Annotated in this window: 24 protein-coding genes and 1 tRNA gene; 15 read left to right on the plus strand and 10 right to left on the minus strand. The window is 72.6% G+C overall.

Going from position 1 to position 24811, the window contains the following annotated elements; genetic code table 11:
* The first annotated feature begins 63 nt into the window (after positions 1-63).
* Positions 64-136: transfer RNA gene (locus ACIGA3_RS04565), tRNA-His, on the plus strand.
* Positions 137-191: 55 nt separating this feature from the next.
* On the opposite strand, the gene ACIGA3_RS04570 is transcribed toward ACIGA3_RS04565, so the two are convergent.
* The 3 genes from ACIGA3_RS04570 to ACIGA3_RS04580 are packed head-to-tail and all read right to left on the minus strand — an operon-like array spanning position 192 to position 1851.
* A complete protein-coding gene (locus tag ACIGA3_RS04570; RefSeq protein ID WP_399710450.1) occupies positions 192-1058 on the minus strand; it encodes a helix-turn-helix domain-containing protein in 867 nt (288 codons plus the stop codon).
* Between the two features lie 27 nt (positions 1059-1085).
* The gene (locus ACIGA3_RS04575) at positions 1086-1619 is read right to left on the minus strand and encodes a DUF6879 family protein (protein WP_399710451.1); all 534 of its coding nucleotides are present in this window, start codon (positions 1617-1619) and stop codon (positions 1086-1088) included.
* Positions 1585-1851 carry a hypothetical protein gene (locus ACIGA3_RS04580; RefSeq protein WP_399710453.1) on the minus strand — a complete coding sequence of 89 codons (267 nt, stop codon included), beginning with the start codon at positions 1849-1851 and terminating at the stop codon, positions 1585-1587. The genes ACIGA3_RS04575 and ACIGA3_RS04580 overlap by 35 nt, the downstream gene beginning before the upstream one ends.
* A 190-nt stretch (positions 1852-2041) precedes the next feature.
* Here ACIGA3_RS04580 and ACIGA3_RS04585 point away from each other — a divergent pair, with 190 nt between their 5' ends.
* The 3 genes from ACIGA3_RS04585 (at position 2042) to ACIGA3_RS04595 (ending at position 4327) form a co-directional block, all read left to right on the plus strand.
* Complete coding sequence (locus ACIGA3_RS04585) at positions 2042-2770, plus strand: hypothetical protein (protein WP_399710455.1); 729 nt, start codon at positions 2042-2044, stop codon at positions 2768-2770.
* Positions 2767-2943, plus strand: a complete 177-nt coding sequence (locus ACIGA3_RS04590) for a hypothetical protein (protein WP_399710457.1) — start codon at positions 2767-2769, stop codon at positions 2941-2943. Before ACIGA3_RS04585 ends, ACIGA3_RS04590 begins: the two co-directional genes overlap by 4 nt.
* 247 nt (positions 2944-3190) lie before the next feature.
* The gene (locus ACIGA3_RS04595; protein ID WP_399710459.1) at positions 3191-4327 is read left to right on the plus strand and encodes a methyltransferase domain-containing protein; all 1137 of its coding nucleotides are present in this window, start codon (positions 3191-3193) and stop codon (positions 4325-4327) included.
* A gap of 21 nt (positions 4328-4348) precedes the next feature.
* Here ACIGA3_RS04595 and ACIGA3_RS04600 read toward each other — a convergent pair whose 3' ends face one another.
* Positions 4349-5407 carry a LacI family DNA-binding transcriptional regulator gene (locus ACIGA3_RS04600; RefSeq protein ID WP_399710461.1) on the minus strand — a complete coding sequence of 353 codons (1059 nt, stop codon included), beginning with the start codon at positions 5405-5407 and terminating at the stop codon, positions 4349-4351.
* A 303-nt stretch (positions 5408-5710) separates the two neighbouring features.
* Between ACIGA3_RS04600 and ACIGA3_RS04605 the strand changes: the two genes are divergently transcribed.
* The 4 genes from ACIGA3_RS04605 (at position 5711) to ACIGA3_RS04620 (ending at position 10487) form a co-directional block, all read left to right on the plus strand.
* The gene (locus tag ACIGA3_RS04605; RefSeq protein WP_399710463.1) at positions 5711-7033 is read left to right on the plus strand and encodes an ABC transporter substrate-binding protein; all 1323 of its coding nucleotides are present in this window, start codon (positions 5711-5713) and stop codon (positions 7031-7033) included.
* Positions 7030-8061, plus strand: a complete 1032-nt coding sequence (locus ACIGA3_RS04610) for a carbohydrate ABC transporter permease (protein WP_399710465.1) — start codon at positions 7030-7032, stop codon at positions 8059-8061. The genes ACIGA3_RS04605 and ACIGA3_RS04610 overlap by 4 nt, the downstream gene beginning before the upstream one ends.
* Positions 8048-8932, plus strand: a complete 885-nt coding sequence (locus ACIGA3_RS04615; protein ID WP_399710467.1) for a carbohydrate ABC transporter permease — start codon at positions 8048-8050, stop codon at positions 8930-8932. The genes ACIGA3_RS04610 and ACIGA3_RS04615 overlap by 14 nt, the downstream gene beginning before the upstream one ends.
* 103 nt (positions 8933-9035) lie before the next feature.
* Positions 9036-10487 carry a GH1 family beta-glucosidase gene (locus ACIGA3_RS04620; RefSeq protein WP_399710469.1) on the plus strand — a complete coding sequence of 484 codons (1452 nt, stop codon included), beginning with the start codon at positions 9036-9038 and terminating at the stop codon, positions 10485-10487.
* 61 nt (positions 10488-10548) lie between these two features.
* On the opposite strand, the gene ACIGA3_RS04625 is transcribed toward ACIGA3_RS04620, so the two are convergent.
* The 3 genes from ACIGA3_RS04625 to ACIGA3_RS04635 form a co-directional block, all read right to left on the minus strand.
* Positions 10549-11988 carry a cellulose binding domain-containing protein gene (locus ACIGA3_RS04625; protein ID WP_399710471.1) on the minus strand — a complete coding sequence of 480 codons (1440 nt, stop codon included), beginning with the start codon at positions 11986-11988 and terminating at the stop codon, positions 10549-10551.
* A gap of 202 nt (positions 11989-12190) precedes the next feature.
* On the minus strand, positions 12191-13567 hold the full coding sequence (locus ACIGA3_RS04630; protein ID WP_399710473.1) for a sensor histidine kinase: 1377 nt from the start codon (positions 13565-13567) through the stop codon (positions 12191-12193).
* Positions 13564-14268 (minus strand): response regulator transcription factor, encoded by a 705-nt coding sequence (locus ACIGA3_RS04635; RefSeq protein WP_399710475.1) that lies wholly within the window; start codon positions 14266-14268, stop codon positions 13564-13566. Before ACIGA3_RS04635 ends, ACIGA3_RS04630 begins: the two co-directional genes overlap by 4 nt.
* A gap of 111 nt (positions 14269-14379) precedes the next feature.
* On the opposite strand from ACIGA3_RS04635, the gene ACIGA3_RS04640 reads away from it, so the two are divergent.
* A complete protein-coding gene (locus ACIGA3_RS04640) occupies positions 14380-14901 on the plus strand; it encodes a hypothetical protein (protein WP_399710477.1) in 522 nt (173 codons plus the stop codon).
* Positions 14902-14962: 61 nt separating this feature from the next.
* Positions 14963-15826, plus strand: a complete 864-nt coding sequence (locus tag ACIGA3_RS04645) for an LLM class flavin-dependent oxidoreductase (protein WP_399710479.1) — start codon at positions 14963-14965, stop codon at positions 15824-15826.
* 45 nt (positions 15827-15871) lie between these two features.
* Here ACIGA3_RS04645 and ACIGA3_RS04650 read toward each other — a convergent pair whose 3' ends face one another.
* Positions 15872-16738, minus strand: coding sequence for a spermidine synthase (locus ACIGA3_RS04650; protein WP_399710481.1), 867 nt, complete (start codon positions 16736-16738; stop codon positions 15872-15874).
* Between the two features lie 47 nt (positions 16739-16785).
* Positions 16786-17193 carry a hypothetical protein gene (locus tag ACIGA3_RS04655; protein ID WP_399710483.1) on the minus strand — a complete coding sequence of 136 codons (408 nt, stop codon included), beginning with the start codon at positions 17191-17193 and terminating at the stop codon, positions 16786-16788.
* Between the two features lie 266 nt (positions 17194-17459).
* Between ACIGA3_RS04655 and ACIGA3_RS04660 the strand changes: the two genes are divergently transcribed.
* Complete coding sequence (locus ACIGA3_RS04660; RefSeq protein ID WP_399710485.1) at positions 17460-18887, plus strand: hypothetical protein; 1428 nt, start codon at positions 17460-17462, stop codon at positions 18885-18887.
* A gap of 20 nt (positions 18888-18907) precedes the next feature.
* Here the strand turns inward: ACIGA3_RS04660 and ACIGA3_RS04665 are convergent, their stop codons facing one another.
* Entirely contained in the window at positions 18908-19504 is a 597-nt protein-coding gene (locus tag ACIGA3_RS04665) for a histidine phosphatase family protein (RefSeq protein ID WP_399710487.1), read from the minus strand.
* A gap of 214 nt (positions 19505-19718) precedes the next feature.
* Here ACIGA3_RS04665 and ACIGA3_RS04670 point away from each other — a divergent pair, with 214 nt between their 5' ends.
* From ACIGA3_RS04670 to ACIGA3_RS04685, 4 genes are read left to right on the plus strand one after another with little or no spacing between them, the layout of a single operon-like run.
* Positions 19719-20672 carry a phosphatase PAP2 family protein gene (locus ACIGA3_RS04670; protein WP_399710489.1) on the plus strand — a complete coding sequence of 318 codons (954 nt, stop codon included), beginning with the start codon at positions 19719-19721 and terminating at the stop codon, positions 20670-20672.
* On the plus strand, positions 20569-21762 hold the full coding sequence (locus ACIGA3_RS04675; protein WP_399710491.1) for a hypothetical protein: 1194 nt from the start codon (positions 20569-20571) through the stop codon (positions 21760-21762). The genes ACIGA3_RS04670 and ACIGA3_RS04675 overlap by 104 nt, the downstream gene beginning before the upstream one ends.
* Positions 21753-23351, plus strand: a complete 1599-nt coding sequence (locus ACIGA3_RS04680; protein ID WP_399710493.1) for a hypothetical protein — start codon at positions 21753-21755, stop codon at positions 23349-23351. The genes ACIGA3_RS04675 and ACIGA3_RS04680 overlap by 10 nt, the downstream gene beginning before the upstream one ends.
* Complete coding sequence (locus ACIGA3_RS04685) at positions 23348-24685, plus strand: AAA family ATPase (RefSeq protein ID WP_399710495.1); 1338 nt, start codon at positions 23348-23350, stop codon at positions 24683-24685. The genes ACIGA3_RS04680 and ACIGA3_RS04685 overlap by 4 nt, the downstream gene beginning before the upstream one ends.
* Positions 24686-24811: the final 126 nt, after the last annotated feature.

Here is a 24811-nt window from a genome sequence, read left to right on the forward strand (position 1 = left end):
TCGGGACCCTGTAGACTTCTTCTCGGCCGGTCGGGGAAACGACAAGTTCCACCGCCGGTCGTGGTGGGTGTAGCTCAGCTGGTAGAGCACCTGGTTGTGGTCCAGGAAGTCGCGGGTTCAAGTCCCGTCACTCACCCTGAATGATCGAGGGGCCGACTCGCATTACGGAGTCGGCCCCTTGGTCGTTCCCGTCACACCCCCGGCTGATCCAGCACCTCGATGGCCCGCCGGATCAAGGTACGCGCTGCCGCGCCGTAGACGGCCATGGAACGAAGCTGCTCAAACGCCGCCAGGTGGAGATCGACCTCCGACGGCTGCGTGATCCGTACGCGGGCCGACACCAGCTCGACGCTGACGAGACGGTCGTCGTAGACGTGGAACGTCTCGCGCGGCCACTGCTGCCGGGACGCCGTGTCCGTGGGGATGATGCCGAGCGAGACCTGCGGAAGGGCGCCGGCAGTGAGGAGGTGGCCGAGCTGCGCGGCCATCGCCTCCACGTCGCAGACGCGGTAGTACAGGACGGACTCCTCCACCACGAACACGAAACGGCGGCCGGGCTCGTGGACGACCCTGCTGCGCTCGACCCGGGCACGGGCGGCGGCCGCGCTGTCGTCCACGGGAACGTCCCGGAACCGCGCGCTGATCCCGAGCACTCCGGCTGCGTACCCCTCCGTCTGCAACAGACCGGGCACGAGCGAGGAGGAGTACACCCGGAAGAGAGCCGTGTCGCGGAAGAGGTTCGGCTCGCTGCCCTGGAGCGCCTTGAGTCCGGCCCGGACCTGGGTGCGCCACTCGGTGTAGAGGGACTCCGCATGCAATGACTGGGCGACGAGTCCGTCGGCCTCGTCCGGCACACCACAGGCCGCGCACCAGGCTCTTATGTCCGGAGCGGTGGGCGCGGTGCGGGCGTTCTCGATCCGGCTCGTCTTGGCGTGGTGCCAGCCGCACCGGTCGGCCAGCTCGACCACCGTCAGTCCGGCGCTCTTGCGCAGGTCGCGCAGCCTGTGGGCGACGACTTCGCGGGCCGCCTGGGCGGCCGACGACGGGGAAACGGGCATGAACTGGCCTGTCCGGTGCGTGCTGGGTCAGCGGATCTCGTACTGGTCGTGCGGAACGGCTCGTGCCCAGACCGTATCGAAGGCTTCGCTGCACAGTTTCGCCGCCAGGGGGTCGTCGGTGACCTCCCCGCCCGCGGACGCGCCCGCTCCTGTGAAGTGGTTCCAGCGGACCACCTGGCCGTCGATGACCCAGAAGTCGTTGGCGGGCAGAGCGATCGCGCCCGCTTGACGACGCGGAAGCCAGCGGACCTGCTCTCCGGCGGCCATGTTGGTGAAGGTGTTGTCGTACAGGAAGCGGGTGTACTCGCTCACCGGCTCGGAGACGATCCGGGCCCGGCGGACGATCACCCCTCGGGCCACGGTGTCCCGCACCAGGTCCAGCCACGGCCGCCACCAGGACGCGCGGTCGGCGGGGTCGTACCGGAATCCCGCGCGCCATTCGGCGAAGGGCCCGCGCTCGTAGTCGACGGCGTAGGAGTCGCGCATCTCCAGATGGACGGCCGACCGTTGCGCGGACGCGAGAAGATCAGCGAACTCGACCGGCGGCACGTTCGGCGACATCACAAGCCTCCCTGATCATCGGCACCATGCGGGCGGGGATACGAATCACAGCCTCGTGCTCCGGAATGCCGACCGCGTGTCCGGGCAGCTCCAACGCGGCGCATTCCGCTTGCAGTTCGAGGCTCGGCTTCCACCCCTGGAAGACCAGTTCGTTGGCCTCCGGGTCGACCCAGACGGTCGGACTCTCGTGGTCTCCCGTGTTCGGGTCGATACCGATGAACACTAATGACACCGCTGCCTCCTTTGCCGGGATGTGCAGGACTGTGCACCACGATGGCGAGAGCGGAGCATGCCGTCAAGAGTGCGCAAGCCCTGTTAAACAAGGGAGAGTTAAAGTCACGCACAAATATGCACACCGCTCGCCGCGCCGTACGCCACCTCTCTAGCGTCACTGGGGACCACCGACTCCGAGGGAGCCCCGTATGCATCGCGGCCGCGCCACCCCGCCCCCCACTCTCCCCTCCCGCACCAATCCCCCCGACACCATCCGCAACTGGCTGGCCGGCGCGCACGGGTCTCCCGAGCAGGTACGGCGCGAGTGGGCCCGGTGTGGGCTCGCGCTGCTCCCGCTCGGTTCCCGTTTCGATGCCGTCCGCATTCCCGGCGAGCTCCTTCACGCCGCAGTCGGAAGCGGCGCGGTCGGCGACGCCCTCGACGGCCCCGTCATCCACGACGTACGAACCCTCGGCCCCACCTACTGGGCCCTGGTCCCCCGCCAGGACGACTGGCCCGGCGACGCGGAAACCCCGCTCCTCAGCCACGGCACATACCTCGGGGTGCCCGACCTCACCGTCATCGGTCCGCCCGGGTCCTTCTGGGTGACCGCGCCCCGTCGCCGACACCATCTGTGCCGCGCTGAGGAGGTACTGGCTCTCATCGCCTGCGGCAGGCGGGAGTTGAGGCAGGAACGCACGACCGACGCAGAGGTACTGCGCGCGCTCGCTCAGGAACTTCCCGCACCGGACACCCTGTCCGACGACCACCGAAGAGGCCGTACCTGCGTCTGGTGCGACACGCAGCTCACCGCCGAGACCGCCTTCCTCGACTTCGGCCAACTGACCAGCCCTCAGCGCTGGTTCCCGCGCGCCTGCCGCCCCTGCACGGACGAGCGGGGAGATCGCGCCCGGACGGCTTTGGAGGGACGGAAGTGAACACCGAACCCGAGCCGCCCCCCTCGTACATCACCCCCGCCTGCGCCCGCTGCGGCCACTACTTCCAGCCCGGCGAGCCCTACGACGTCGTATCCGTCGAGTCCGGCACCGGCGTGACCCCGGACGCCTACCGTCATCGCGAGCAGTGCGTCCCTGCACGAAGGCGGCGCTGAAGGTCCTCGTCGTTCACCGCGAGGACCCGTCCGACAAGCGTCAGCGGGTTACCGCACGGCATCGTGTGCAGGCCGGTCTTATGGCGCGCCTCCAGCTCTCCTACGGGGCAGCCGATTTCGTGGTCGGGCCCGATGGCCAGTGGACCCCTCTCGGGGTCAATCCTTGCGGGCAATGGGAAGGGATTCAGGCCGAGACCGGGCTGCCGATCATGCGAGCACTCGCCGATGAACTGCAAGGAGTCGACTGATGCGGGTGGACTGGAAGCCGTACGCGGCCGGCCTCGCCGCCGAGGCAACCCACCCCGGTTCGCGTTGGTGGGAGCCCCTCCACGCGACTCCCCGGCACGTCTTCGTGCCGCGCTGGTACACCGCGGACGCGGGTGGCTGGACCTGCGTGGACGGCCCGGCGGACGAAAAGGCTTGGGTGGAGGCGGCGTTCACGGACGCCACGCTCGTCACACGGGTCGGCGCCGTCCATGCCGACGACGTACCAGGCGGCCACCGCGTGACCGGAAGGCCCACGTCCTCGTCCACGCTGCCCGGCCTGGTCGTCTCGATGCTGGAGCACGCCCGCCTCGTGCCCGGACACCGGGTGCTCGACCTGGCCACGGGCTCCGGCTACAGCGCGGCATTGGCCTGCCACCTGCTCGGTGATGAGCTGGTGACCACCCTGGACATCGACCCCTACCTCACCGAGGCCGCGGCGGAACGTCTCGACCTCGTCGGCCATCGCCCTCAGGTGATCACCGGTGACGCGGCGGGGACACTTCCCGGCAGCTACGACCGAATCGTGTCCATGGTGTCCGTGCCCCGTATCCCGGCGAGCTGGCTCCAGGCCCTCCGGCCCGGCGGCCGTCTCGTCACCACCGTCGCCGGAACCGGGCTGATCATCACCGCCGGCAAGACCCCCGACGGCGGTGCCGTCGGCCAGGTCGCCCGGGACCGCGCGGCGTTCATGGCCACCCGAGCCGGCCACGACTACCCGGACCTGCTGGACGACGTGTTCACCACCGCGATGACCGACGACGGCGAGGTCGGCATCTCCCTCTTCCCCGTGCTCGACGTGATGCGTGCGTGGGAGGTGTGGTCCATGCTCACCCTGGCCGCGCCCGGTATCGAGCACCGCACCGGTACCGACGACGACGGCAGCCGGATGACGTGGATGCTGCACGCCGACGGCTCCTGGCCGCGCGCCCGGACCAAACCGGGCGAACACACCGCCACCGTCCACCAGGGCGGCCCGCGCCGCCTGTACGACCTGCTGGACGACATCCGCTGGCGATGGCTGGAGCGCGGCGAACTCCCGGTGTACGGAGCGAAGGTCACCATCACCCCGGACGGGGAGACCACCCTGAGCCGCGACGGGTGGACGGCGACGTTCTGACCGCTCTGCACGCAGGGCGCCCTACGACGACTCCCGCCCCACCAGTTCCGTAGCCAGCACCGCATGCCGCCTCTCCAACCCCCGTGTCCCCGCCGGCCGGCGGTCCGCGATCTCGGTGAGGAGGAGGTCGATCATCGCGCGGCCCATTTCCTCTATCGGCTGCCGGACGCTGGTCAGCGGGGGGTCCATGTGGCGGGCGATGGCGGAGTCGTCGTAGCCGACGAGGGCGACGTCGGAGGGGATGTGGCGGCCCGCTTCGCGGAGGGCCCGGCGGGCGCCCGCCGCCGTGACGTCGGAGGCGGCGAAGACGGCGTCGAGGTCGGGGCGGCGGGACAACAACGCGGTCATGGCGCGGCGGCCGCCGTCCTCGGTGAAGTCGCCCGGTTCGATGAGGAGTTCGTCCACGTCCAGGCCCGCCTCGCGCAGCGCGTCGCGGTAGCCGTCGACGCGGCGCTGGGCGCCGTAGACGTCGGGGCGGCCGGTGATGTGGGCGATGCGGCGGCGGCCGCCGGCGAGGAGGTGCTCGACGGCCGAGCGGGCGCCGCCGTAGTTGTCGGAGTCCACCGAGGTGAGGGTCTCCCCCGCCGACCGGGGGCCGCTGATCACAGCCGGGATCTCCAGCCGGTCCAGCAGATCCGGCAGCGGGTCGTCGGCGTGCACGGAGACCAGCAGGACACCATCGACGCGGTGGGCGGAGAGGTAGTCCGCGAGCCGTTGCCGCTTACGGCCGCTGCCCGCGAAGATCAGCAGCAACTGCCACTCGGTGTCGGCGAGTTCGGCCCCCACCCCGCGCAGCATGTCGGAGAAGTACGGTTCGGCGAAGAAGCGGGTCTCCGGCTCCGGCACGACCAGCGCGATGGAGTCGGTGCGGTTGGCGGCGAGGGCGCGGGCCGCGGTGTTGGGGACGTACCCGAGTTCCGCGACCGCCGCCTGAACGGCCGCGCGGGTGGCGTCGCTGACCCGCGGGGAGCCGTTGATCACGCGGGAGACCGTGCCCCGGCCGACCCCGGCCCGGGCGGCCACCTCTTCGAGCGTCGGCCGACCCCCGCCCCGGCCGCCCCGCACTCCGTGGCTCGACATGGCCTCCGCCTCTCTCGGCCGTCCCACTCCGGCCTCACATTCAACACTGTCCGCCGGAAAACCTCGCTGGCCGGTTAACAGCCCTATAACTGAACCGCGTTGGCCGTGCGCACTCCCTTGACACCCCGTCCCGAACGGACGAACCTTCAACCCATCACATGTGGGAGCGCTCCCACACTACCTGACACCTACACATCCCGCACGTTCCCCGCCCGAGCCGCAGCGAGTACGAACGGGCCCAGATCCACGCGATTTCCATGCAGTTGGCCGGGGGGTCGGCACGTCAGGCAACAGGAGGACGCAATGCGCACGAGCATCCGCAGGTCCCGCGGCACGGTGGCCATGGTGGCCGTCGCCGCGCTGGCCACGGGTCTGCTGGCCGGCTGCGCCAACGACTCGGACGACGGCTCGTCGGACGCGGGCGGCGGCGACGGAAACGGCAAGATCACGCTGACGGTCGGCACCTTCGGGGTCTTCGGCTACAAGCAGGCCGGTCTGTACGACGAGTACACGAAGCTGCACCCGGACATCAACATCAAGGAGAACGTCACCACCCGTACAGACGTGTACTGGCCGAAGGTGCTCACCCGCCTCCAGGCCGGCTCGGGCACCGACGACATCCAGGCCATCGAGGTCGGCAACATCACGGAGGCCGTGCAGACGCAGGCCGCCAAGTTCGTCGACATCGGCAAGGACGTCGACAAGTCCCAGTGGCTGGACTGGAAGCTCGCCCAGGCCACCACCAAGGACGGCAGGACGATCGGCCTCGGCACCGACATCGGCCCGATGGCGATCTGCTACCGCAAGGACCTCTTCGCGAAGGCCGGTCTGCCCACCGACCGCACCAAGCTCGCCGACCAGTGGAAGGGCGACTGGTCCAAGTACGTCGACCTCGGCAAGCAGTACATGAAGAAGGCGCCGAAGGGCACCAAGTTCGTCGACTCGGCGTCCTCGGTGTACAACGCGTCCCTGGGCGGCTCCACCGAGCGGAACTACGACAAGGACGGCAACGTCGTCTGGGACAAGTCCCAGGGCGTGAAGGACGCCTGGGACGACGCGATGAGCGTGGCCACCAGCGACATGTCGGCCAAGCTCAAGCAGTTCGACCCCACCTGGGACAAGGGCTTCGCCAACGGCACCTTCGCCACCGTGGCCTGCCCCGCCTGGATGCTCGGCTACATCGGTGAGAAGGCCGGTGACTCCGGCAAGGGCAAGTGGGACGTGGCGGCGGCGCCGACCGCGTCCAACTGGGGCGGCTCCTTCCTCGGTGTGCCGACCGCGAGCAAGCACCAGAAGGAGGCCGTCGCGCTGGCCAAGTGGCTGACCGCGCCGGAGCAGCAGGCCAAGGTCTTCGCCAAGCAGGCCAGCTTCCCCTCCACCCCGTCGGCGTACGCGGGTCTGAAGCCGCAGGCCGACACCACCGCGTACTTCTCGAACGCGCCGCTCACCCAGATCTTCTCCGACGCGGCCAAGACCATCCCGGCCCAGCCGCTCGGTCCGAAGGACAAGCCGATCGACACCGCGATCAGTGACATCGGCATCCTCCAGGTCGAGCAGAAGGGCAAGTCCCCGGCACAGGGCTGGGACGCCGCGTCCAAGGAGATCAAGGACGTGCTCGGCCAGTGACCTCAAAAGAGGCTCTCGCGCATCCCGCGTCGAGCGCCGAGACCGCGCCCGGCATCCCGCCGGGCGCGGTCCGGGGCGCTCGGGGTCGCGGTGCGCCGGACGGCGCCCCCTCCTGGCGCAGCCGGCTGTACCGCTGGGACATGAAGGCGTCGCCGTACGCGTTCGTGACCCCCTTCTTCGTCCTCTTCGGGGTCTTCACGCTGGTCCCGCTGCTGTACACGGTCTGGTACTCGCTGCACGACGTGCAGCTGTCCGCGCTCGACCAGCAGAGCTGGGCGGGGCTGGCCAACTACCGGAACCTGCTGTCCTCGGACTTCTTCTGGAACGCCCTCAGGAACACCTTCACCATCGGCGTGATCTCCACGGTCCCGCAGCTGATGGCGGCGCTCTGGCTGGCCCACATGCTGAACTACCGGCTGCGCGGCTCGACCGTGTGGCGCGTGGTGATGCTGACCCCGTACGCGACCTCGGTGGCCGCCGCGACGCTGGTGTTCACGCTGCTGTACTCGTGGGACGGCGGCATGGTGAACTGGATTCTCCACTTCTTCGGGGTCGACGCCGTCAACTGGCGTGAGTCCGACTGGGGTTCGCAGTTCGCGGTGTCGTCCATCGTGATCTGGCGCTGGACCGGCTACAACGCGCTGATCTACCTGGCCGCGATGCAGGCCATCCCGGCGGACCTGTACGAGTCGGCCGCGCTCGACGGGGCCAACCGGCGCCAGCAGTTCTGGCACGTCACGATCCCCCAGCTGCGGCCGACCGTGCTGTTCACGATCGTCGTCTCGACCATCGGCGCGACCCAACTCTTCGGTGAACCGCTGCTGTTCGGCGGGGTGAGCGGTTCCAAGGGCGGCTCCGAGCACCAGTACCAGACGCTCGGGCTGTACATGTACGACCAGGGCTGGATCATCGGCAACCTCGGCAAGGCGTCCGCGATCGCCTGGTCGATGTTCCTGATCCTGCTGATCGTCGCTGCGGTCAATCTGCTGTTGACCCGCTGGCTGAGGAGGTCCGATGACCACCGGTGACCTCACGCTTCCCAAGGCGCGTACCGGCTGGCGCCGGGCCACGGGCGCGGGCAAGCAGCTGCACGCCGGTCCGGTGACGTACGTGGTGCTGACCGTGTTCGCGCTGGCCTCGCTGGCCCCGCTGGTGTGGACGGCGGTCGCGGCCTCGCGCACCGACCGGCGGCTCGCCCAGTCCCCGCCGCCACTGTGGTTCGGCGGCAACCTGTTCAAGAACCTTCAGGCCGCCTGGGACGAGGCCGGGCTCGGCACCGCGATGTTCAACTCGCTGATCGTCGCGGGCACGATCACGGTCAGTACGGTGGTCTTCTCCACGCTGGCCGGCTTCGCCTTCGCCAAGCTGCGGTTCCGCTTCTCGGGCCTGCTGTTGCTGCTGACCATCGGCACGATGATGATCCCGCCGCAGCTCGCCGTCGTACCGCTGTATCTGTGGATGAGCGATCTCGGCTGGTCCAACCAGCTCCAGACGGTGATCCTGCCGAGCCTGGTGACCGCGTTCGGCACGTTCTTCATGCGGCAGTACCTGGTGCAGGCGCTGCCGACCGAGCTGATCGAGGCGGCGCGGGTGGACGGGGCGAGCAGCCTCAGGATCGTCTGGCACGTGGTGTTCCCGGCGGCGCGGCCCGCGATGGCGGTGCTCGGCCTGCTGACCTTCGTGTTCGCCTGGAACGACTTCCTGTGGCCGATCATCGCCCTGAACCAGCAGAACCCGACCGTGCAGGTCGCCCTGAACGCGCTCGGCACCGGGTATGTACCGGACCAGGCGGTCATCATGGCGGGCGCGCTGCTCGGCACCCTGCCGCTGCTGATCGCCTTCCTGCTGTTCGGCAAGCAGATCGTGGGCGGCATCATGCAGGGCGCGATCAAGGGCTGAACCGCTTTCACGGAGGGCCGGGCCGATGGCGTCCCGGCCCCTCCTCCCCTTCCTCCAAGGTCTTCCCGACAAGGTCTTCCCGACTCGCGATGGGAGCGCTTCCATGCCCGACTCCTCCTCCACGGTCTCCCCCGTGGCCTCCGAGGTCACCTTCCCGCCGGCCTTCCTCTGGGGGGCGGCGACCTCCGCGTACCAGATCGAGGGGGCGGTGCGCGAGGGCGGCCGTACGCCCTCGATCTGGGACACCTTCAGCCATACGCCCGGCAAGACGGCGGGCGGTGACACCGGTGACGTGGCCGTCGAGCACTACCACCGCTACCGCGACGACGTCGCCCTCATGGCGGACCTCGGCCTGGGCGCGTACCGCTTCTCGGTCTCCTGGTCGCGGGTGCAGCCCACCGGCCGGGGTCCGGCGGTGCAGATCGGCCTGGACTTCTACCGGCGGCTGGTGGACGAACTGCTGGAGCGCGGCATCAAGCCCGCCGCCACCCTCTACCACTGGGACCTCCCGCAGGAGCTGGAGGACGCGGGCGGCTGGCCGGAGCGGGACACCGCGCACCGGTTCGCAGAGTACGCGCACCTCGTCGGCGAGGCGCTGGGCGACCGGGTGGAGAACTGGATCACCCTCAACGAGCCCTGGTGCAGCGCCTTTCTGGGCTACGGCTCCGGTGTGCACGCCCCCGGCCGCACCGACCCGGTGGCCTCGCTGAGGGCGGCCCACCATCTCAACCTGGCGCACGGTCTGGGGGCGGCGGCGCTGCGCGCGGCGATGCCGGCCCGCAACCAGGTCGCGGTCAGCCTCAACTCCGCCGTGGTGCGCCCGGTTTCGCAGGACGCGGCGGACCTGGCGGCGGCCCGGCGCATCGACGACCTGGCCAACGGGGTCTTCCACGGGCCGATGCTGCACGGCGCCTACCCCGAGTCCCTGCTCACCGCGACGGCCCCGCTCACCGACTGGTCGTTCGTCCTGGACGGCGACCTCGCCACGATCAACGCGCCGCTGGACGCGCTGGGCCTGAACTACTACACCCCGGCGCTGGTCTCGGCGGTGACCGACAAGGTGAGCGGCCCGCGCGCGGACGGGCACGGCGCGAGCGAGCACTCCCCCTGGCCCGGCGCCGACGACGTCCTCTTCCATCAGAGCCCCGGCGAGCGCACCGAGATGGGCTGGGCGGTCGACCCGACCGGCCTGTACGACCTGCTGATGCGCTACACCCGCGAGGCGCCCGGACTCCCGCTGTACGTCACGGAGAACGGCGCCGCCTACGACGACAAGCCGGACGCGGACGGCCGCGTCCACGACCCCGAACGCGTCGCCTACCTCCACGCCCACCTCTCGGCGGTCCGGCACGCCCTGCGGGACGGCGCCGATGTGCGCGGCTACTACCTGTGGTCCCTGATGGACAACTTCGAGTGGTCCTACGGCTACGAGAAGCGGTTCGGCGCGGTGTACGTGGACTACGCGACGCAGGCGCGGACCCCGAAGTCCAGCGCCCGCTGGTACGGCGAGGCGGCCCGCACCGGCACGCTGCCGTCGGTGGAGTCGACAGGCTGACGCGGACGCACGAGCGAGGCCCGGCGGTGAGCCTTCCGCCGGGCCTCGCTCTCGTCGCCGCCTAGTTGAAGGCGGCGAACGCCTTGGAGAAGGCGAACTTGTCCTGGGTGATCGAGCTGCACGTGGCGTCGGCGGTGGGCTTGGTGCCGCCGTCGCAACTCTTGTCACGAGTGCCGGACCACATGGACAGCGAGCCGATGCCCTTGGACTCGGCGAAGTCGGCCAGCTGGCCGGCGTCGTCGACCTTGAAGATCTCCGTGGCCACGTCGTTGACACCGATCATCGGGGTCACGCCGACCGTCTTCCAGGCGTCGTCCTCGGAGAGCGCGAGAACACCCTTGATCTGGGCCTGGGTGGCGGTCGCGGCCTGGATCGCATAGTCGCCCATGTCGCCGCTGTACGCCGGGCCGTAGTCCATCGCCATGATGTTGACGCCGTCGACGCGGACGCCGTTGGCCTTGGCGTCGGCCAGCAGGTTCACCCCGTCCTGGGTGAGGCCCTCGGGCATCACCGGGAGGGTGTAGGAGACGTTCAGGTCGGGGTGGCCGGCCTGGAGCTTGGCGATGGCCTGGGCGCGCTTGGTGTTGGCGGCGGTGTTGGGCAGCGCGCCGCCCTCGACATCGAAGTCGACCTTGGTCAGCTTGAAGGCGTCGACGGCCTTGGCGTACGCGGCGGCCAGGGCGTCGGCGGAGGAGCAGGTGGTGGCCAGCTCGGAGCCGGAGGCGCCGCCGAAGGAGACGCGGACGTCACCGCCCTTGGCGCGCAGGTCGCCGATCTGGGCGGCCACGCCGTCGGCGGTCAGGTCGCTCACGCCGCCCCACTTGGGGGTGCAGCCGCCGCCGTCGGTGACGAAGGCGAGGTTGAAGTTCTTCACGCCGGTGGCGTCGGCGGTGCCCAGCAGGTCGAAGGCCGGGTAGAGCGAGGTGTCGACGTAGGGGGCGAAGCCGGCCGCCGACTTGGTGCCGTTGCCCGCGCTCTTGGTGGGAACCGGGGTCTCCGGCTGGCTGGGGGCGCTCTGGCTGGGCGCGGGGGTCTCGGGCTCGGTGGGGCGGCCGCTGGGCTCGGGGGTGGCGCCGGGGTCGGCGGCGCACTCGGCGCCGTCGATCTGACAGCCGGTGGGGTCACCGGCACCGTCGACCACGAAGCCGACGGTGACCGACTTGCCCGCGGCCAGCCCGTCGGTGTCCCACTTGGCGGCCTTCACCGTGACGTGCTGCCCGCTCACACTGGACTCGGCGTTCCACAGCGAGCCGAGCTTGGCGCCGGCCGGGAGGTCGAACTCCAGGCTCCAGTCCTTCTTGGCCGCTCCGGTGTCGTTGGTGACGACGTACTGGGCGCTGTACCCGGTCGACCACTCGCTGGTCTTGGTGTACGCCGCGCCGACACCGGCGGCGTGGGCGACCCCGGTCACCAGGACCGCGCCGCCACCGGCCACGGCGGCCGCGACCACGCCGCCTATCGCCTTGTTCCTGCCACTGATCCTGCGCCGGTGCGTGCTCATGGCGTGCCTGTCCTTCGTGCGGGGGTGGGGGGTGGTGGCAGCACGCTATCGATGCGGAATCCGGCAATCGGCTTATCAGGGACGGTGGTTGACAGGCTTAGGGTGCGCTTAAGGAAGGGATCGGGACGGGTTAAAGGTCGAGACCATTCCGGGGCGGTTTCCGCGTTCGCCGGCTGCTCGCTCGGCTCAGCGGGTGCTCGGCTCAGCGGGTGGGTATGAGGCGGCGCCGCTTGCGCACGGTGCCCCGGTGGCCGCGTCCGGCGGGCTTGCGGGCGTCCAGCTGGAGCCAGATCCGCACCTCGGTGCCGCCGAGCACGGAGGAGCCGATGCGTACGTCACCGCCCGTGGACTCGGCGAGCCGGCGCACTATGTCCAGGCCGAGCCCGGTCGAGCCCGCCGCACCGGAACCCCGGCCGCGGGCCATCGCCGCCCGGGGGTCGGATATGCCGGGGCCCGCGTCGGAGACCAGCACGATCACCGCGTCCTCGGCGTGGTGGACGTCGACCGCGAAGGCGGTGCCCTCGGCGGTGTGCCGGAAGACATTGCCGAGCAGGGCGTCCAGAGCGGCGGCCAGGTCGGCGCGGGCCACCGGGACGCGCACCGGCCGCTCCGCTCCGGCCACCCGCCACTTGCGGCCCTCGTCCTCGGCGAGCGCCGACCAGAACTCCATGCGTCCGCGCACCACTTCGGCCACGTCACAGCCCGCGCCGGGCCCGGCGGCCGCCGTCTGCGGCTTGGCCTCGCGGGCGGTACGGATGATCGTGTCGACCTCGCCCTCCAGCTGGGCCACGGCGGCGCGGGTCTGGTCGGCGGCGGCTCCGGCGCCGAGCGAGGCGGCGTTGAGCCGGAGCACGGTGAGCGGGGTGCGCAGCCGGTGCGAGAGGTCGGCCGCCAGCTCCCGTTCGTTGGCGAGGAGCTGGACGACCTGGTCGGCCATGGAGTTGAACGCGACGGCCGCGAGCCTCAGTTCGGTCGGCCCCTCCTCGGGGACGCGGGCGCCGAGCTGGCCCTCGCCCAGTTCGTGCGCGCCCTCCACCAGCCGCCGGGCGGGCCGCACCATGCGCACCCCGAGCCGGTCGGCGACCGCGACCGAACCGGCGATCAGCGCGAGCCCCACGGCGGCGAGCACCGCCCAGGCCGTGCCCACGCCGTTGCTCATCGCGGCCTCGGGCACCCACACCTCGACCACGGCGATGGCACCGGAGCCGAGCGCGACCGGCTGGAGCAGCGCGGAGCCCCCGGTGACCTCGGTGGTGGAGGCCCGGCCCATCCGGCGCACGGCCGCGATGTCCCGGTCGGCGGCCCGCCCCCGGCCGAGGTCGAGGGCGCCCCGGTCGCCGTCGGCGGGCAGGTGCACGGACATCCCGGAGTCGGCTCCGGCCGCGGCCACCACCCGCTCCAGCTCGCCCCGGTCGGTGGTGATGGACAGCGCGGGCGCGACGGCGGCGGCCTCGCGCTCGGCGCCCGCGAAGGCACGGTCGCGGGCCATCTCCTTGACGACCAGGCCGAGCGGGACGGCGAAGGCGACGACGACCATCGTGGTCACCGCCAGGCAGACCTTGACCAGGGCCCATCTCATCGGGGCTCCCCCACGGCGGGCGGCTCCAGCTTGACCCCGACGCCGCGCAGGGTGTGCAGATAGCGGGGCCGGGCCGCCGTCTCCCCCAGCTTGCGTCTGAGCCAGGACAGATGGACGTCGATGGTCTGGTCGTCGCCGTAGGACTGCTGCCAGACCTCGGCGAGCAGTTCCTTGCGCGGGACGACCACGCCGGGGCGGCCGGCGAGGAAGGCGAGTAGGTCGAACTCGCGGCGGGTCAGGTCGAGTCGGGCACCGTCCAGCTCGGCCTGGCGGCGCAGCGGGTCGACGGTGAGGCCGCCGACCCGGATCACCGGCGACGGCGGTGCCTCCGCCCCGCTGACACGGGAGCGGCGCAGCACGGCGGCGATGCGGGCGGACAGGTGCTCGACCGAGAAGGGCTTGGTCAGATAGTCGTCCGCCCCGGCGTTGAGCAGCCGGACGATCTCCGTCTCGTCGTCCCGCGCGGTGGCGATGATGACGGGCACGTCGGTGATGCCGCGCAGCATCTTCAGCGCCTCGGAGCCGTCCAGGTCGGGCAGTCCGAGGTCGAGTATGACGACGTCGAACCGGAGATGGGCGACCTCGCGCAGCGCCTCCAGCGCGGTGCCGACGCTGCGCACCACGTGGGCGGCGTCGGTGAGATGCCGGATCAGTGCCGAGCGGACGAACTGATCGTCCTCGACCACGAGCACACTTGCCATGCGCCGCACCGTACGCCATGCGCACTTGCCAAGTGTTGGCCTGTGGACAACTCCCTGTGGACAACTGGGGCTGCCTGCGCGGCGCGTGGCGGCTGAGGCAGTATGGCCCCGATGCGCAGAGGACTCGTACACGTACTGGCGTGGCTGCTGGCCACCGCGGCGGCGACCACGCTGTCCTGGTGGGGCGTGCACACGGTGATGGCGGGCACGGCGTACGACCCCCCGCGCGCCGTGCCGATCACCGCGGCCGAGGCGGCGGCCCACGCCTCCACCCCACCCCCGGCACCACCCCGTACCCCGGCCCCCACACCCACTCCCCACCGCACCCCGGCACCCTCGTCCCCCACCCCGGCCCGCACCACTCCTCCGGCCACCCCGACCCCGGCTCCCCCGGCGCCCACCACGCCCCCCGGCGACGTCAAGGCGTACGACACGGGCGGCGGCCGGGCGGTGTTCGACCTGGGCCCCGCGAGCGCGACCCTGGTCTCCGCGACACCGGGCACCGGCTGGTCGATGCAGGTCTGGAAGACGGAGACCTGGATTCGCGTCGAGTTCAGCCGCAGCACGGACCGGGTGACGGTCTTCTGCGACTGGCACGACGGACCACCGCATGTGGACGTGCAGACGTACTGAGTCAACGGCGCTGGTGTGAAAAGGGGTTGCCGCTTCGTGATCAGCCGCACATCCTGCTGGGATGCGCTTCTCGATCAACATCCCGAACTTCGGTGACTTCGCCGACCCGCGCAACGTCGCGAAGGTCGCCGCCGCCGCCGAACAGGCCGGCTGGGACGGGATCTTCATCTGGGACCACGTGCTGCACCGGCAGTACCAGGGGCGCCCCTTCGGAGATCCCTGGATGTCCCTGACCGCGGCCGCGCTGGCCACCTCCCGCGTCCGGCTGGGCACGCTGCTGACGCCGGTCGCCCGTTACCGTCCGCAGCAACTGGCCCGCCAGGTGGCCACCCTGGACCAGCTCAGCGGTGGCCGGGTGATCTTCGCGGCCGGCCTGGGCGGTCCGGTCAGGGACGAGTACCGCAGCTTCGGCGACACCGCCGAGCCGCCCGTACTCGCCGAGCGGCTGGACGAGGGACTGGAGCTGTTGGGCCGCTTCTGGTCCGGTGAGCCGGTCAGCCACCACGGCCGGCACTACGAGGTGCGGGATGTGGCGCTGCTGCCCGCCACCGCACAGCAGCCCGGTCCGCCGGTGTGGATCGGCGGGTTCTGGCCGAAGCGCGCGCCCATGCGCCGGGCGGCGCGGTGGAACGGCGCGGTGCCGCTCTTCGAGTCGGCCCTGCACGGTCATGTGCCGGACGTGGCGGAGGTACGCGAGTTGGTCGACTTCGTGCGCAAGTACCGTCCGGCCGGGGACGAGCGCCCCTTCGACTTCGTGCTCGGCGGTGCCACGCCCACGGACGCGGCGAAGGCGAGGGACCTGATAGGCCCCCTGCGGGACGCCGGTGCCACCTGGTGGGACGAGCGGCAGGACCAGGACGGCCCCGACCTGGACCGCCTGTCCACGGTGTTGCGCCGCATCGAGGCGGGACCGCCGGTGGTCTGATCAGCCGTCCGGGAATCGTGCCGGGCGTACCGAACGCGGCACCTCTCAGCGGAACACCGAAGGCGGTGGTGCGGGTGAGGCCACCGCCGAGGTGTCCGTCACCGGGGCCGCTCCGCCCGTGAAGTCCGTGAGCCGGGGGCCGTGTTCGAGGCGGGCCGGGTGGGGGTCGGAGGCGGCGCGGCGGGTGAGTTCGGCGAGCGGGAGCGGGAGGTCGGAGGCGATGAGGATGGCGTTGCCGAAACGCTTGCCGCGCAGGACCGCCGGGTCGGCGATCAGGGCCAGTTCGGCGAAGCGGGCCGCCGCCGTGGCGATCTGGCCGCGCAGGTGGGCGAGCGGCGGGCCGTCGGCGAGGTTGGCGGTGTAGACGCCGCCGGGGCGCAGGGCGCGGCGGACCTCGTCCAGGAACTCGCCGGACGTCAGGTGGGCCGGGGTGCGGGCGCCGCTGAACACGTCGGCGACGATCAGGTCGGCCCAGCCGTCCGGCACCTTGGCGAGCCCCTCGCGGGCGTCGGCCGGGCGCACCCGTATCCGGGCGCCGGGGTCCAGGGGGAGTTCACGGCGGACGAGTTGGACGAGGGCCGCGTCGCGCTCCACCACCTGCTGCGTCGAGCGGGGCCGGGTCGCGGCGGTGTACCGGGCCAGGGTGAGCGCGCCGCCGCCGAGGTGCACGGCGTGGACGGGCTTGCCGGGCGGGGCGACGAGGTCGATGACATGGCCGATGCGGCGCTGGTACTCGAAGGACAGGTGCGCCGGGTCGTCGAGGTCGACGTGCGACTGGGGCGCGCCGTCGATCAGCAGCGACCAGGCCCGCGCCCGGTCCGGATCGGGTATGAGTTCGGCGAGGCCGCCCTCGACGGCCTCCACCACGGCTTCGGCGGCCGCCCTGCGCCGGTTGTCCCTGGACCTGCCCATCGGCCCATTCTCGCAGGTGGCGCGGGGGCCCGCCGCACGGCGGCGGCTCAGCGGCAGCTGTCGGCGGCCTCGATCAGCCGGGCCGCCTCGCCGAGCGCCCGGCGCAGCACGGCCGGGTCGGTGGCGAGGTCGGCCTCGCCGGGCGGCAGCAGCCAGTCCGAGCCCTGTACGGGCGGCTCCGGGTTCAGCCTGAGACCGCGCCCCGAGGTCCGGACGCAGGTGCTGCCCGGCATGTCCCAGCTGCCGGCCGTGCCGGGCGGGACGAGGAAGCCGAGGGTGTCGCGGCCGTCGTCGTGCAGCACCGGCCCCACGCCCTCGGCGGCCTCGCGGCGCAGGATGTCGACGGCCTCCAGGCCCTGGCGGGTCGGCACCGTGACGAGGTCGGGCGCCGCGTCGCCGGGCGGCCGTGACCACGACGGCACCAGACAAGGATCGTTGTTCGGGCGGGTCTCCATGCCGGCCTCCAGCACGCTGCCTGTTGCGGTCCGTGGGGTACAACGCGTGACTGCGTCAAGGGCTACGGCACAAGTGCGCCGCAAAGGATGGCAGTTCATGGCGGATCGTGGATGAGATATCCGGTTTGTAGCTAAACCCTGCGTGTCGGGCCGGACACAGCGGGTACGTTCTTGCCCCGCCGGACCCACGGTGTCACACGGGCAAACCATGCCCGTGCGGGCCCCTGTTCCGGCATGGTTCGACGGTTCGCACGAGAGGACCGGCCATGGCGTCGTCAACCGATACCTCGGCGCAGCCCGACCGGCCGCTCCGCCCCAACACCGCCTTCCGGCAGCTGCGCGGCCGCCGTTCCCCGGCGGAGTTCGCCGCCCTGGTGCGGCGCGCGGCGCGGGAGATCGGCGAGCGGGTGAGCTGTGACGCGCGCTATGTCGGGAGAGTCGAGGCGGGTGAGATCCGCTGTCCCAACTACGCGTACGAGCGGGTGTTCCTGCACCTGTTCCCCGGCCGCACGCTCACCGACCTCGGCTTCGCGCCGCGCTCGGCGGTGCGCGGGCGCGGCGCGCGCCCGGCGGCCGCCCCCGTGGTGCCGGCCGCACACGAGCACCCTGACGACCGCGACGCCCCGTACGGCGCCCACCGGCCGTACCCGATCGACCCCCTGAACCACGAGGAGAGCGACGTGCTGCGTCGCGCATTCATGACCGGTACGAGTGCCACGGTGGCGGCCGCCGCCGCGCTGGGCCCGCTGGGCATCGCCGCGGACGCCTCGGCGGCCTCGCGGCGGCCGGGTACGTCGGAGGCGGCCGCCGTCGAGGAGGCCGTCCGCCGCATCCGGCTGCTGGACGACAAGCACGGCGCGGACGGCCTGTACCGGCGCGCTGCGGAGCCGTTGCGCGTCGCGTACGCCCTGCTGGACGCGGGCGCGACCCGGCAGACCACCGCCGAGCGGCTCCACTCGGGCGCCGGTGAACTGGCCATCTCGGTGGGCTGGCTGGCCCATGACTCGGGCCGCTTCGACGACGCCCGCTCGCACTACGCGGAGGCGCTGGCCACCGCCCGGATGACCGGGGACGCGGGCCTGGAGGCGCACGCCTTCTGCAACACCGCCTTCCTCGCGCGGGACGCCGGTCGCCCCCGCGAGGCGGTCCGCGCGGCGCAGGCCGCGCAGCGGGCCGCCCGTCCGCTGGGGTCGCCCCGGCTGATGTCGCTGCTCGCGCTGCGCGAGGCGGGCGGCTGGGCGGGGCTCGCGGACCGCACCGGCTGCGAGCAGGCGCTCGTACGGGCGCAGGCGCTGTTCGGGCGCGGCATCTCCGACGCCGACCCGGAGTGGATGAGTTTCTACGGCGAGGCCGAGCTGGCGGGGCTGGAGGCGCAGTGCTGGTCGACGCTGGGCGACTGGCGCCGCGCGTCCCGGCACGCCGGCCGCGCGACCCGGCTCCAGGACCCGCACTTCTCCCGCAACATCGCCCTGTACACGGCCGAACTCGCCGACGACCTGGCTCGCGACGGCCACCCCGACGAGGCGGCGACGGCCGGGCTGCGGGTCCTGGACCTCCTCGCCCAGGTCCAGTCCTCCCGCATCCAGACCATGCTGGCAGGCACCGCCCGCGTCCTTCTCCCCCACCGCCGCGCCTCGGGGGTGGCGGACTTCCTGGACCGGCACGCCTCACTGCCGCGGCCCAGGCGGGCGTAGGCCCCCGCGCGGAGCGCGCCTCAGCCCGCCAGGTGCCCCGTGTCGTTCCAGCTCTCGATCGCCGGTTCGCCGTAGGCCCAGCCGAGGGTGGACAGGGAGGTGGGGTTGAGGCGGAGGCGGGCGGCGAAGTCGAGGGGGAGGCCGAGCCAGCGGGCGCCGATGGAGCGCAGGATGTGGCCGTGGGCGAAGATCAGGACGTCGCGGTCGGCGGAGCGGGCCCACTTCACGACCTCGTCCGCGCGGGCGGTCACTTCGGCGAGGGTCTCGCCCTCGGGGACGCCGTCGCGCCAGATCAGCCAGCCGGGCCGGACAGCCTGGATCTCGGCCGGGGTCATGCCCTCGTAGGCGCCGTAGTCCCACTCCATGAGCGTGTCCCACACCTCGGCACGGTCGCCGAACCCGGCCAGCTCGCAGGTCTCGTGCGCGCGGACCAGCGGGCTGGTGCGCACCTCCACGTCCGCGAAACCGGCCGGCGGGGTCTGCCGCAGCCGTTCGCCGAGCAGCTTGGCCCCGCGCCGGCCCTCCTCAAGGAGCGGCACGTCGGTCCTGCCCGTGTGCTTGCCGGACAGCGACCAGGCCGTCTGTCCGTGCCGGGCCAGCAGGATGCGCGGTGCCATGGGGGACCTTTCCGGAAGAGGGACGCCGGGTGGACGCCGGGGAAACCCGATGCGAGGTCCTTCCATCATCGCGCACCCCGCGCGCGGGCAACCCGGCGGGCGATCCGGGCGTCTTCGAGAGCCGGAACGCCCGCGCGGACGGGCGGGCCGACACCGTAAAGTGTCACGGCGCCCGAGGGGGGTGCCAGGCAGCGCGAAGGGGGAGGGCGATCGGATGCCGCAGACCGAGGCACCAGGCACCGGGGCAGTCCCGCGAGCGCGCCCGCGCTGGTGGACCGAGTTGCCGCTGATTCTGCTGGTCTACGGCTGCTACACCGCCGGACGGCTCCTCGCGCGCGGGGACGTCTCCTCCGCCGTGGACCACGGTCTGGCCATCCTCCGCGTCGAGCAGGCGCTGTATCTGAACGCCGAGCACCCGCTGAACCGGCTCTTCACGGCCGAGCCCTGGATAGGGGTGCCGGCCGACTTCTGGTACGCCTCGCTGCACTACCTGGTCACGCCCCTGGTCCTGGTCTGGCTGTTCCGGGCCCGCGCCGAGCACTACCGGGCGGCCCGCACCTGGCTGATGACGTCCACGTTCATCGGCCTCATCGGCTTCACCCTGCTGCCCACCTGCCCGCCCCGCCTGCTCTCCCCCGGCCATGGCTTCGTGGACACCATGGCGCACTACAGCGCGTACGGCTGGTGGGGCGGCGAGGCCAGTGCCCCGCGCGGCATGGGCGGCATGACCAACCAGTACGCGGCGATGCCGAGCCTGCATGTCGGCTGGGCCCTGTTCTGCGGGGTGATGCTGTGGAAGTGCGGCCGTACCCGCTGGGCCAGGGCCGCCGCGATCGGCTACCCGCTGCTGACCGCGATCGTGGTCATGGGCACCGCCAACCACTACTTCCTGGACGCGGTCGCGGGCGCGGCCGTGATGGGCGCCGGCCTGCTCCTGACCCCGTACGTGACGCGCGGCGCGACCGCTCTGCGGCTGAGGCTCGCCGTATGGGCCGCCCCGCTCAAGACGGCCGGGAGCAGCGGAGTTTCCCCGATTGTCAGTGACGGATGCCAGACTTCCGCGGGTGAGCGAATTCCACGGCAGCGCGAGTCGCGGCTCGACCCCGCGGCCGGACCCGACGCCTCCCCCAGCGAAGCGGGGGACGGCGCTGCGGCACCGGCTCGCTGAGCTGCGCGGTCCCGACGTCCCGGCCAAGGCGCTGGACGCGCGCGCCCTCGCGGCGCTCGCGGCCAACCCGGGCTGCCGCAGACGCGCGATCCTGGACGGCGCCGGGGTGGACAAGGCCGCGCTCGCGGGCGCGCTGGGCGCCCCCTCGGACTACGGACAGTCCCAGTTCGCGCTGATCCGGGGCAACACCTTCGAGGCCCGGGTGAAGGCGGACGGCGGCGCCGAGCTGCTGCGCCTGACCCACACCCTGCTGGACCCGGCCGCCGAACCGCCCGCCGGGGCATCGGTGCCGGACCTGAGCGCACCGGGCCCCGAGGGCCGTACGGCGCGTACGGCTCTGGCGCTGCGCGAGGCCGTCGAGGCGGGCGGCTGGACGCTGCTGGACCATCCGATGCTGGCCCTGGACGTGGCGGGTTCGTCCGCCTTCCTGGAGCCGGACGCGGTGGTGGTGCACCCGGACGGCGGCTGGACGGTCGTGGAGATCAAGTCGTTCCCGATGCTGGACGGCTCGGCCGACCCGGCGAAGGTGGGCGCGGCCGCCCGGCAGGCGGCGGTGTACGTGCTGGCGCTGGAGGCGGTCGCGGCCCGGCTGACCCCGCCGCCCGCCGTCCGGCACGAGGTGCTGCTGGTGTGCCCGAAGGACTTCTCCAACCTGGCCACCGCGCGCGCGGTGGACGTACGGGCCCAGCGGGCGGTCACCGCGCGACAGCTCGCCCGGCTGACCCGCGTGGAGACGATCGCGGAGGAGCTGCCCGAGGGCACCTGCTTCGCGCCGGACCGCCCGGCCGGTGAGCTGGCGGCCGCCGTCGACGCGGTCCCGGCGACCTACGCGCCCGAGTGCCTGTCCTCCTGCGAGCTGGCCTTCCACTGCCGGGAGCGGTCCCGCGCGGCCGACGCGGTGACCCGGCTCGGCCGTCCGCTCCGCGCCGAGCTGGGCGGTCTGGGCACGGTCCAGGAGGTGCTTTCGGCGGCCCGGGGCGAGAGCGGCGATCCCGCCGACCCCGTGGTGGCCGCGCTGCGCCGGGCCGCTGCCCTGCGCGCCGAGGCGCTCGCCCGCGCGGCGGACCGGGAGGCCGTGCCGTGTCCCTGATCGCCACCCTGGCCCGCCTGGAGGCGGTCGCCACCGGCCGGGCCCAGCCCGCCGCGACCGTACGGCACCGTCATCTGTCCGACCGCCCGCTGGTGTTCGTGCCGCTGACCACCGCAGGTGAGACGGGCGCCCCGCTCGGCGCGCTGGTCGGCACCGACCGGGACGCGCCCCGGCTGCTGGTCGTGCCGCAGCCCCGCGACCGCGATCTGCGCTTCGCGTTCCTCGCCGAGCTGGCCGACATCGTGCTGCCGCACCTCGACTCCTGCGCCGAGGCGGTGGAGACGGCCGAGCGCACCGACACCGACCCGGAGACCGGCAAGCGGATCAAGGTCGAGGTCGACCTGTGCGTGGACGCGCCCCAGATCGTCGTGCCGAGCCGCGCGGGCCTGGATCTCGTCCGCCTGCTGGGCCGTTCCATGCGGTTCCGGCGTACGGCCGAGCAGGACCCGGAATCGCCGCATCCGGCGCCGCCGCGCGTGCCGTTGCTGGGCCGCTGGCTGACGCACTACGGCGAGCGGTCCCGGGTGCCCGGCTCCTCGCTGCTGCTGGCGCTGACCGACGCGCTGTCCCGGCACTGGGCCACGGGGCAGTCCATGGTGGAGGACCAGCATCTGGGTGCCCTGCTGGCCTGGATCGACCCGCCCGAGGGCGAGTCGGGCGCCGAGGCGGCAGCCCGGGCCGAGCGGGCGCGGGACGCGGCGGGCCAGTTGCTGTGTCCCCCGGCGGGCCCCGCCACCGACCCGGCGTTCGACAACAAGCTGCTGGCCCCGGCCATCGAGCGGTACGACCGGGCGCGCACCGCGCTGGCCGCCGCCGAGGACGCCCCGGGAGCCGAGGACCTGCTGACCGCCGTCACGGCCGCCGAGCGGGAGATCCGCGACCTGGTCCTGAGCCGTACGCGGCCGACCTGGGACGCGGTGTGGCGTGGGCTCGACCTGCTGCGGGCGCTCCCGGAGGGCGGCCATGTCGAGCAGCGGTGGACCAGGGACCGCTGGTCGTTCACCTCGCACCGGGACCGGATCACGGCGGGCGAACCCCCGCAGCCGCGCCGGGACGACGCGGTGACGGCGGCGAACAAGCTGGCCACCCGCGAGCGTGAGCAGGCCCGGCTGGAGGCGCAGGAGGCGCTGGACGACCCGCTGGTGATGGCGGCCCGGCGGCTGGCCGGGGAGGCGCTCGCGGGTGAGGTGACCGAGGTGGTCATGGCGTACAGCGAGGGCAGGCGGCCGAGCCCGCGCCCGCTGGTGACCGTGCGCACCGAGGACCGCCCGCATCTGGGCGAGCGCGCCAAGGTGTACCGCTCGCTGAACGGCAAGCCGCAGACGGCGGAGTTCGCCGGGTACGAGGGCGCGCCGGAGGACGGCGTGATCGTGCTGCGGATCATGGACAAGATGGGCCGGGGCAAGGAGCCGGAGGCCGGTTCGGTGCCGGAGAAGGGCGACGCGCTGTGCTTCACGCTCTTCGAGCACGAGCAGCGCGGCGGCGCCAAGCTGCCCGACCCCGAGCAGACCCCTTGGACGCACGGCGGACCGCCCGGTGAGCCCGTGCCGGAGGTCCCGGACGCGGTGACCGAGGAGGACGTCCTGTGACGACCGTGGACTTCGACCCAGCGGCCGCCGCCACGCGCGCCACGGACGCGATCCTCGCCGACACCCTGCACGGCACCGAGCGCGGTGTGGTGGTGGACTCCCCGCCCGGCGCCGGCAAGTCGACGCTGGTGGTCCGGGCCGCGCTGGAGCTGGCCGAGGCGGGCCGCCCGCTGATGGTGGTGGCGCAGACCAACGCCCAGGTGGACGACCTGGTGCTGCGGCTCGCGGAGAAGAACCCCGACCTGCCGGTGGGCCGCCTGCACAGCAGCGACACCGACGCCTACGACAAGGCGCTGGACGCGCTGCCGAACGTCCGCACCTCGGCCAAGGCGGGCGAGCTGAGCGGGTTGCCCGTGGTGCTGTCCACGGCCGCGAAGTGGGCGCATGTCTCGGTGGACGAGCCGTGGCGGCACGCGATCGTGGACGAGGCGTACCAGATGCGCTCGGACTCGCTGCTGGCCGTGGCCGGGCTGTTCGAGCGGGCGCTGTTCGTGGGCGATCCCGGCCAGCTGGACCCGTTCTCCACGGTGGGCGGCGACCAGTGGGCGGGCCTGTCCTACGACCCGTCCGCCTCGGCGGTGTCCACCCTGCTCGCGCACAACCCCCGGCTGCCGCAGCACCGGCTGCCGGTGTCCTGGCGGCTGCCCGCGTCGGCGGCGCCGCTGGTGTCGGCCGCGTTCTACCCGTACACGCCGTTCCGCAGCGGGACCGGGCACGGGGAGCGGCGGCTCGCCTTCGCGGTGCCGTCGGACGGTTCGGGCCCGGACCGGGTGATCGACGAGGCGGCGGAGTCCGGCTGGGGGCTGCTGGAGCTGCCGGCCCGGCACACCCCGCGCACCGACCCGGAGGCGGTGCGGGCGGTGGCCGCGGTGGTGCGGCGGCTGCTGGACCGAGGGGGCGCGGCCTTCTCCGAGCGCGCCGAGGCGCCGAGCCCGCTGACCGCCGACCGGGTCGCCGTGGGCACCGCCCACCGGGACCAGGCGGCGGCGGTCCGCGCGGCGCTGGCGGACCTGGGCGTGGCGGGAGTGACCGTCGACACCGCGAACCGGCTCCAGGGCCGGGAGTACGACGTGACGGTGGTCCTGCACCCGCTCTCCGGCCGCCCCGACGCCACCGCCTTCCACCTGGAGACCGGCCGCCTGTGCGTACTGGCCTCCCGGCACCGGCACGCGTGCATCGTGGTGTGCCGCGCGGGGGTGAGCGACCTGCTGGACGAGTACCCGTCCACGGAACCGGTCCAGCTGGGCACCCTGGTGAAGTTCCCGGACGGCTGGGAGGCGAATCACGCGGTCCTGGCGCACCTGGCCGAGCACCGGGTGAGCTGGCGGCCCTGACCCGGCGGCCCTGACCGTCGGTGCATGCCTGGCCCTGGGGCCCTCTTGCACCGGCGCGGGACAATGGACGGTGGTCCGGCCGCAGGCGGGGCCGAGTGAAGCGAACGTACGAGGAGGAGATGAAGA

It is taken from the genome of Streptomyces sp. NPDC085596 (genome assembly GCF_044541565.1).
In the GTDB taxonomy this organism is placed as follows: Bacteria; Actinomycetota; Actinomycetes; order Streptomycetales; family Streptomycetaceae; genus Streptomyces.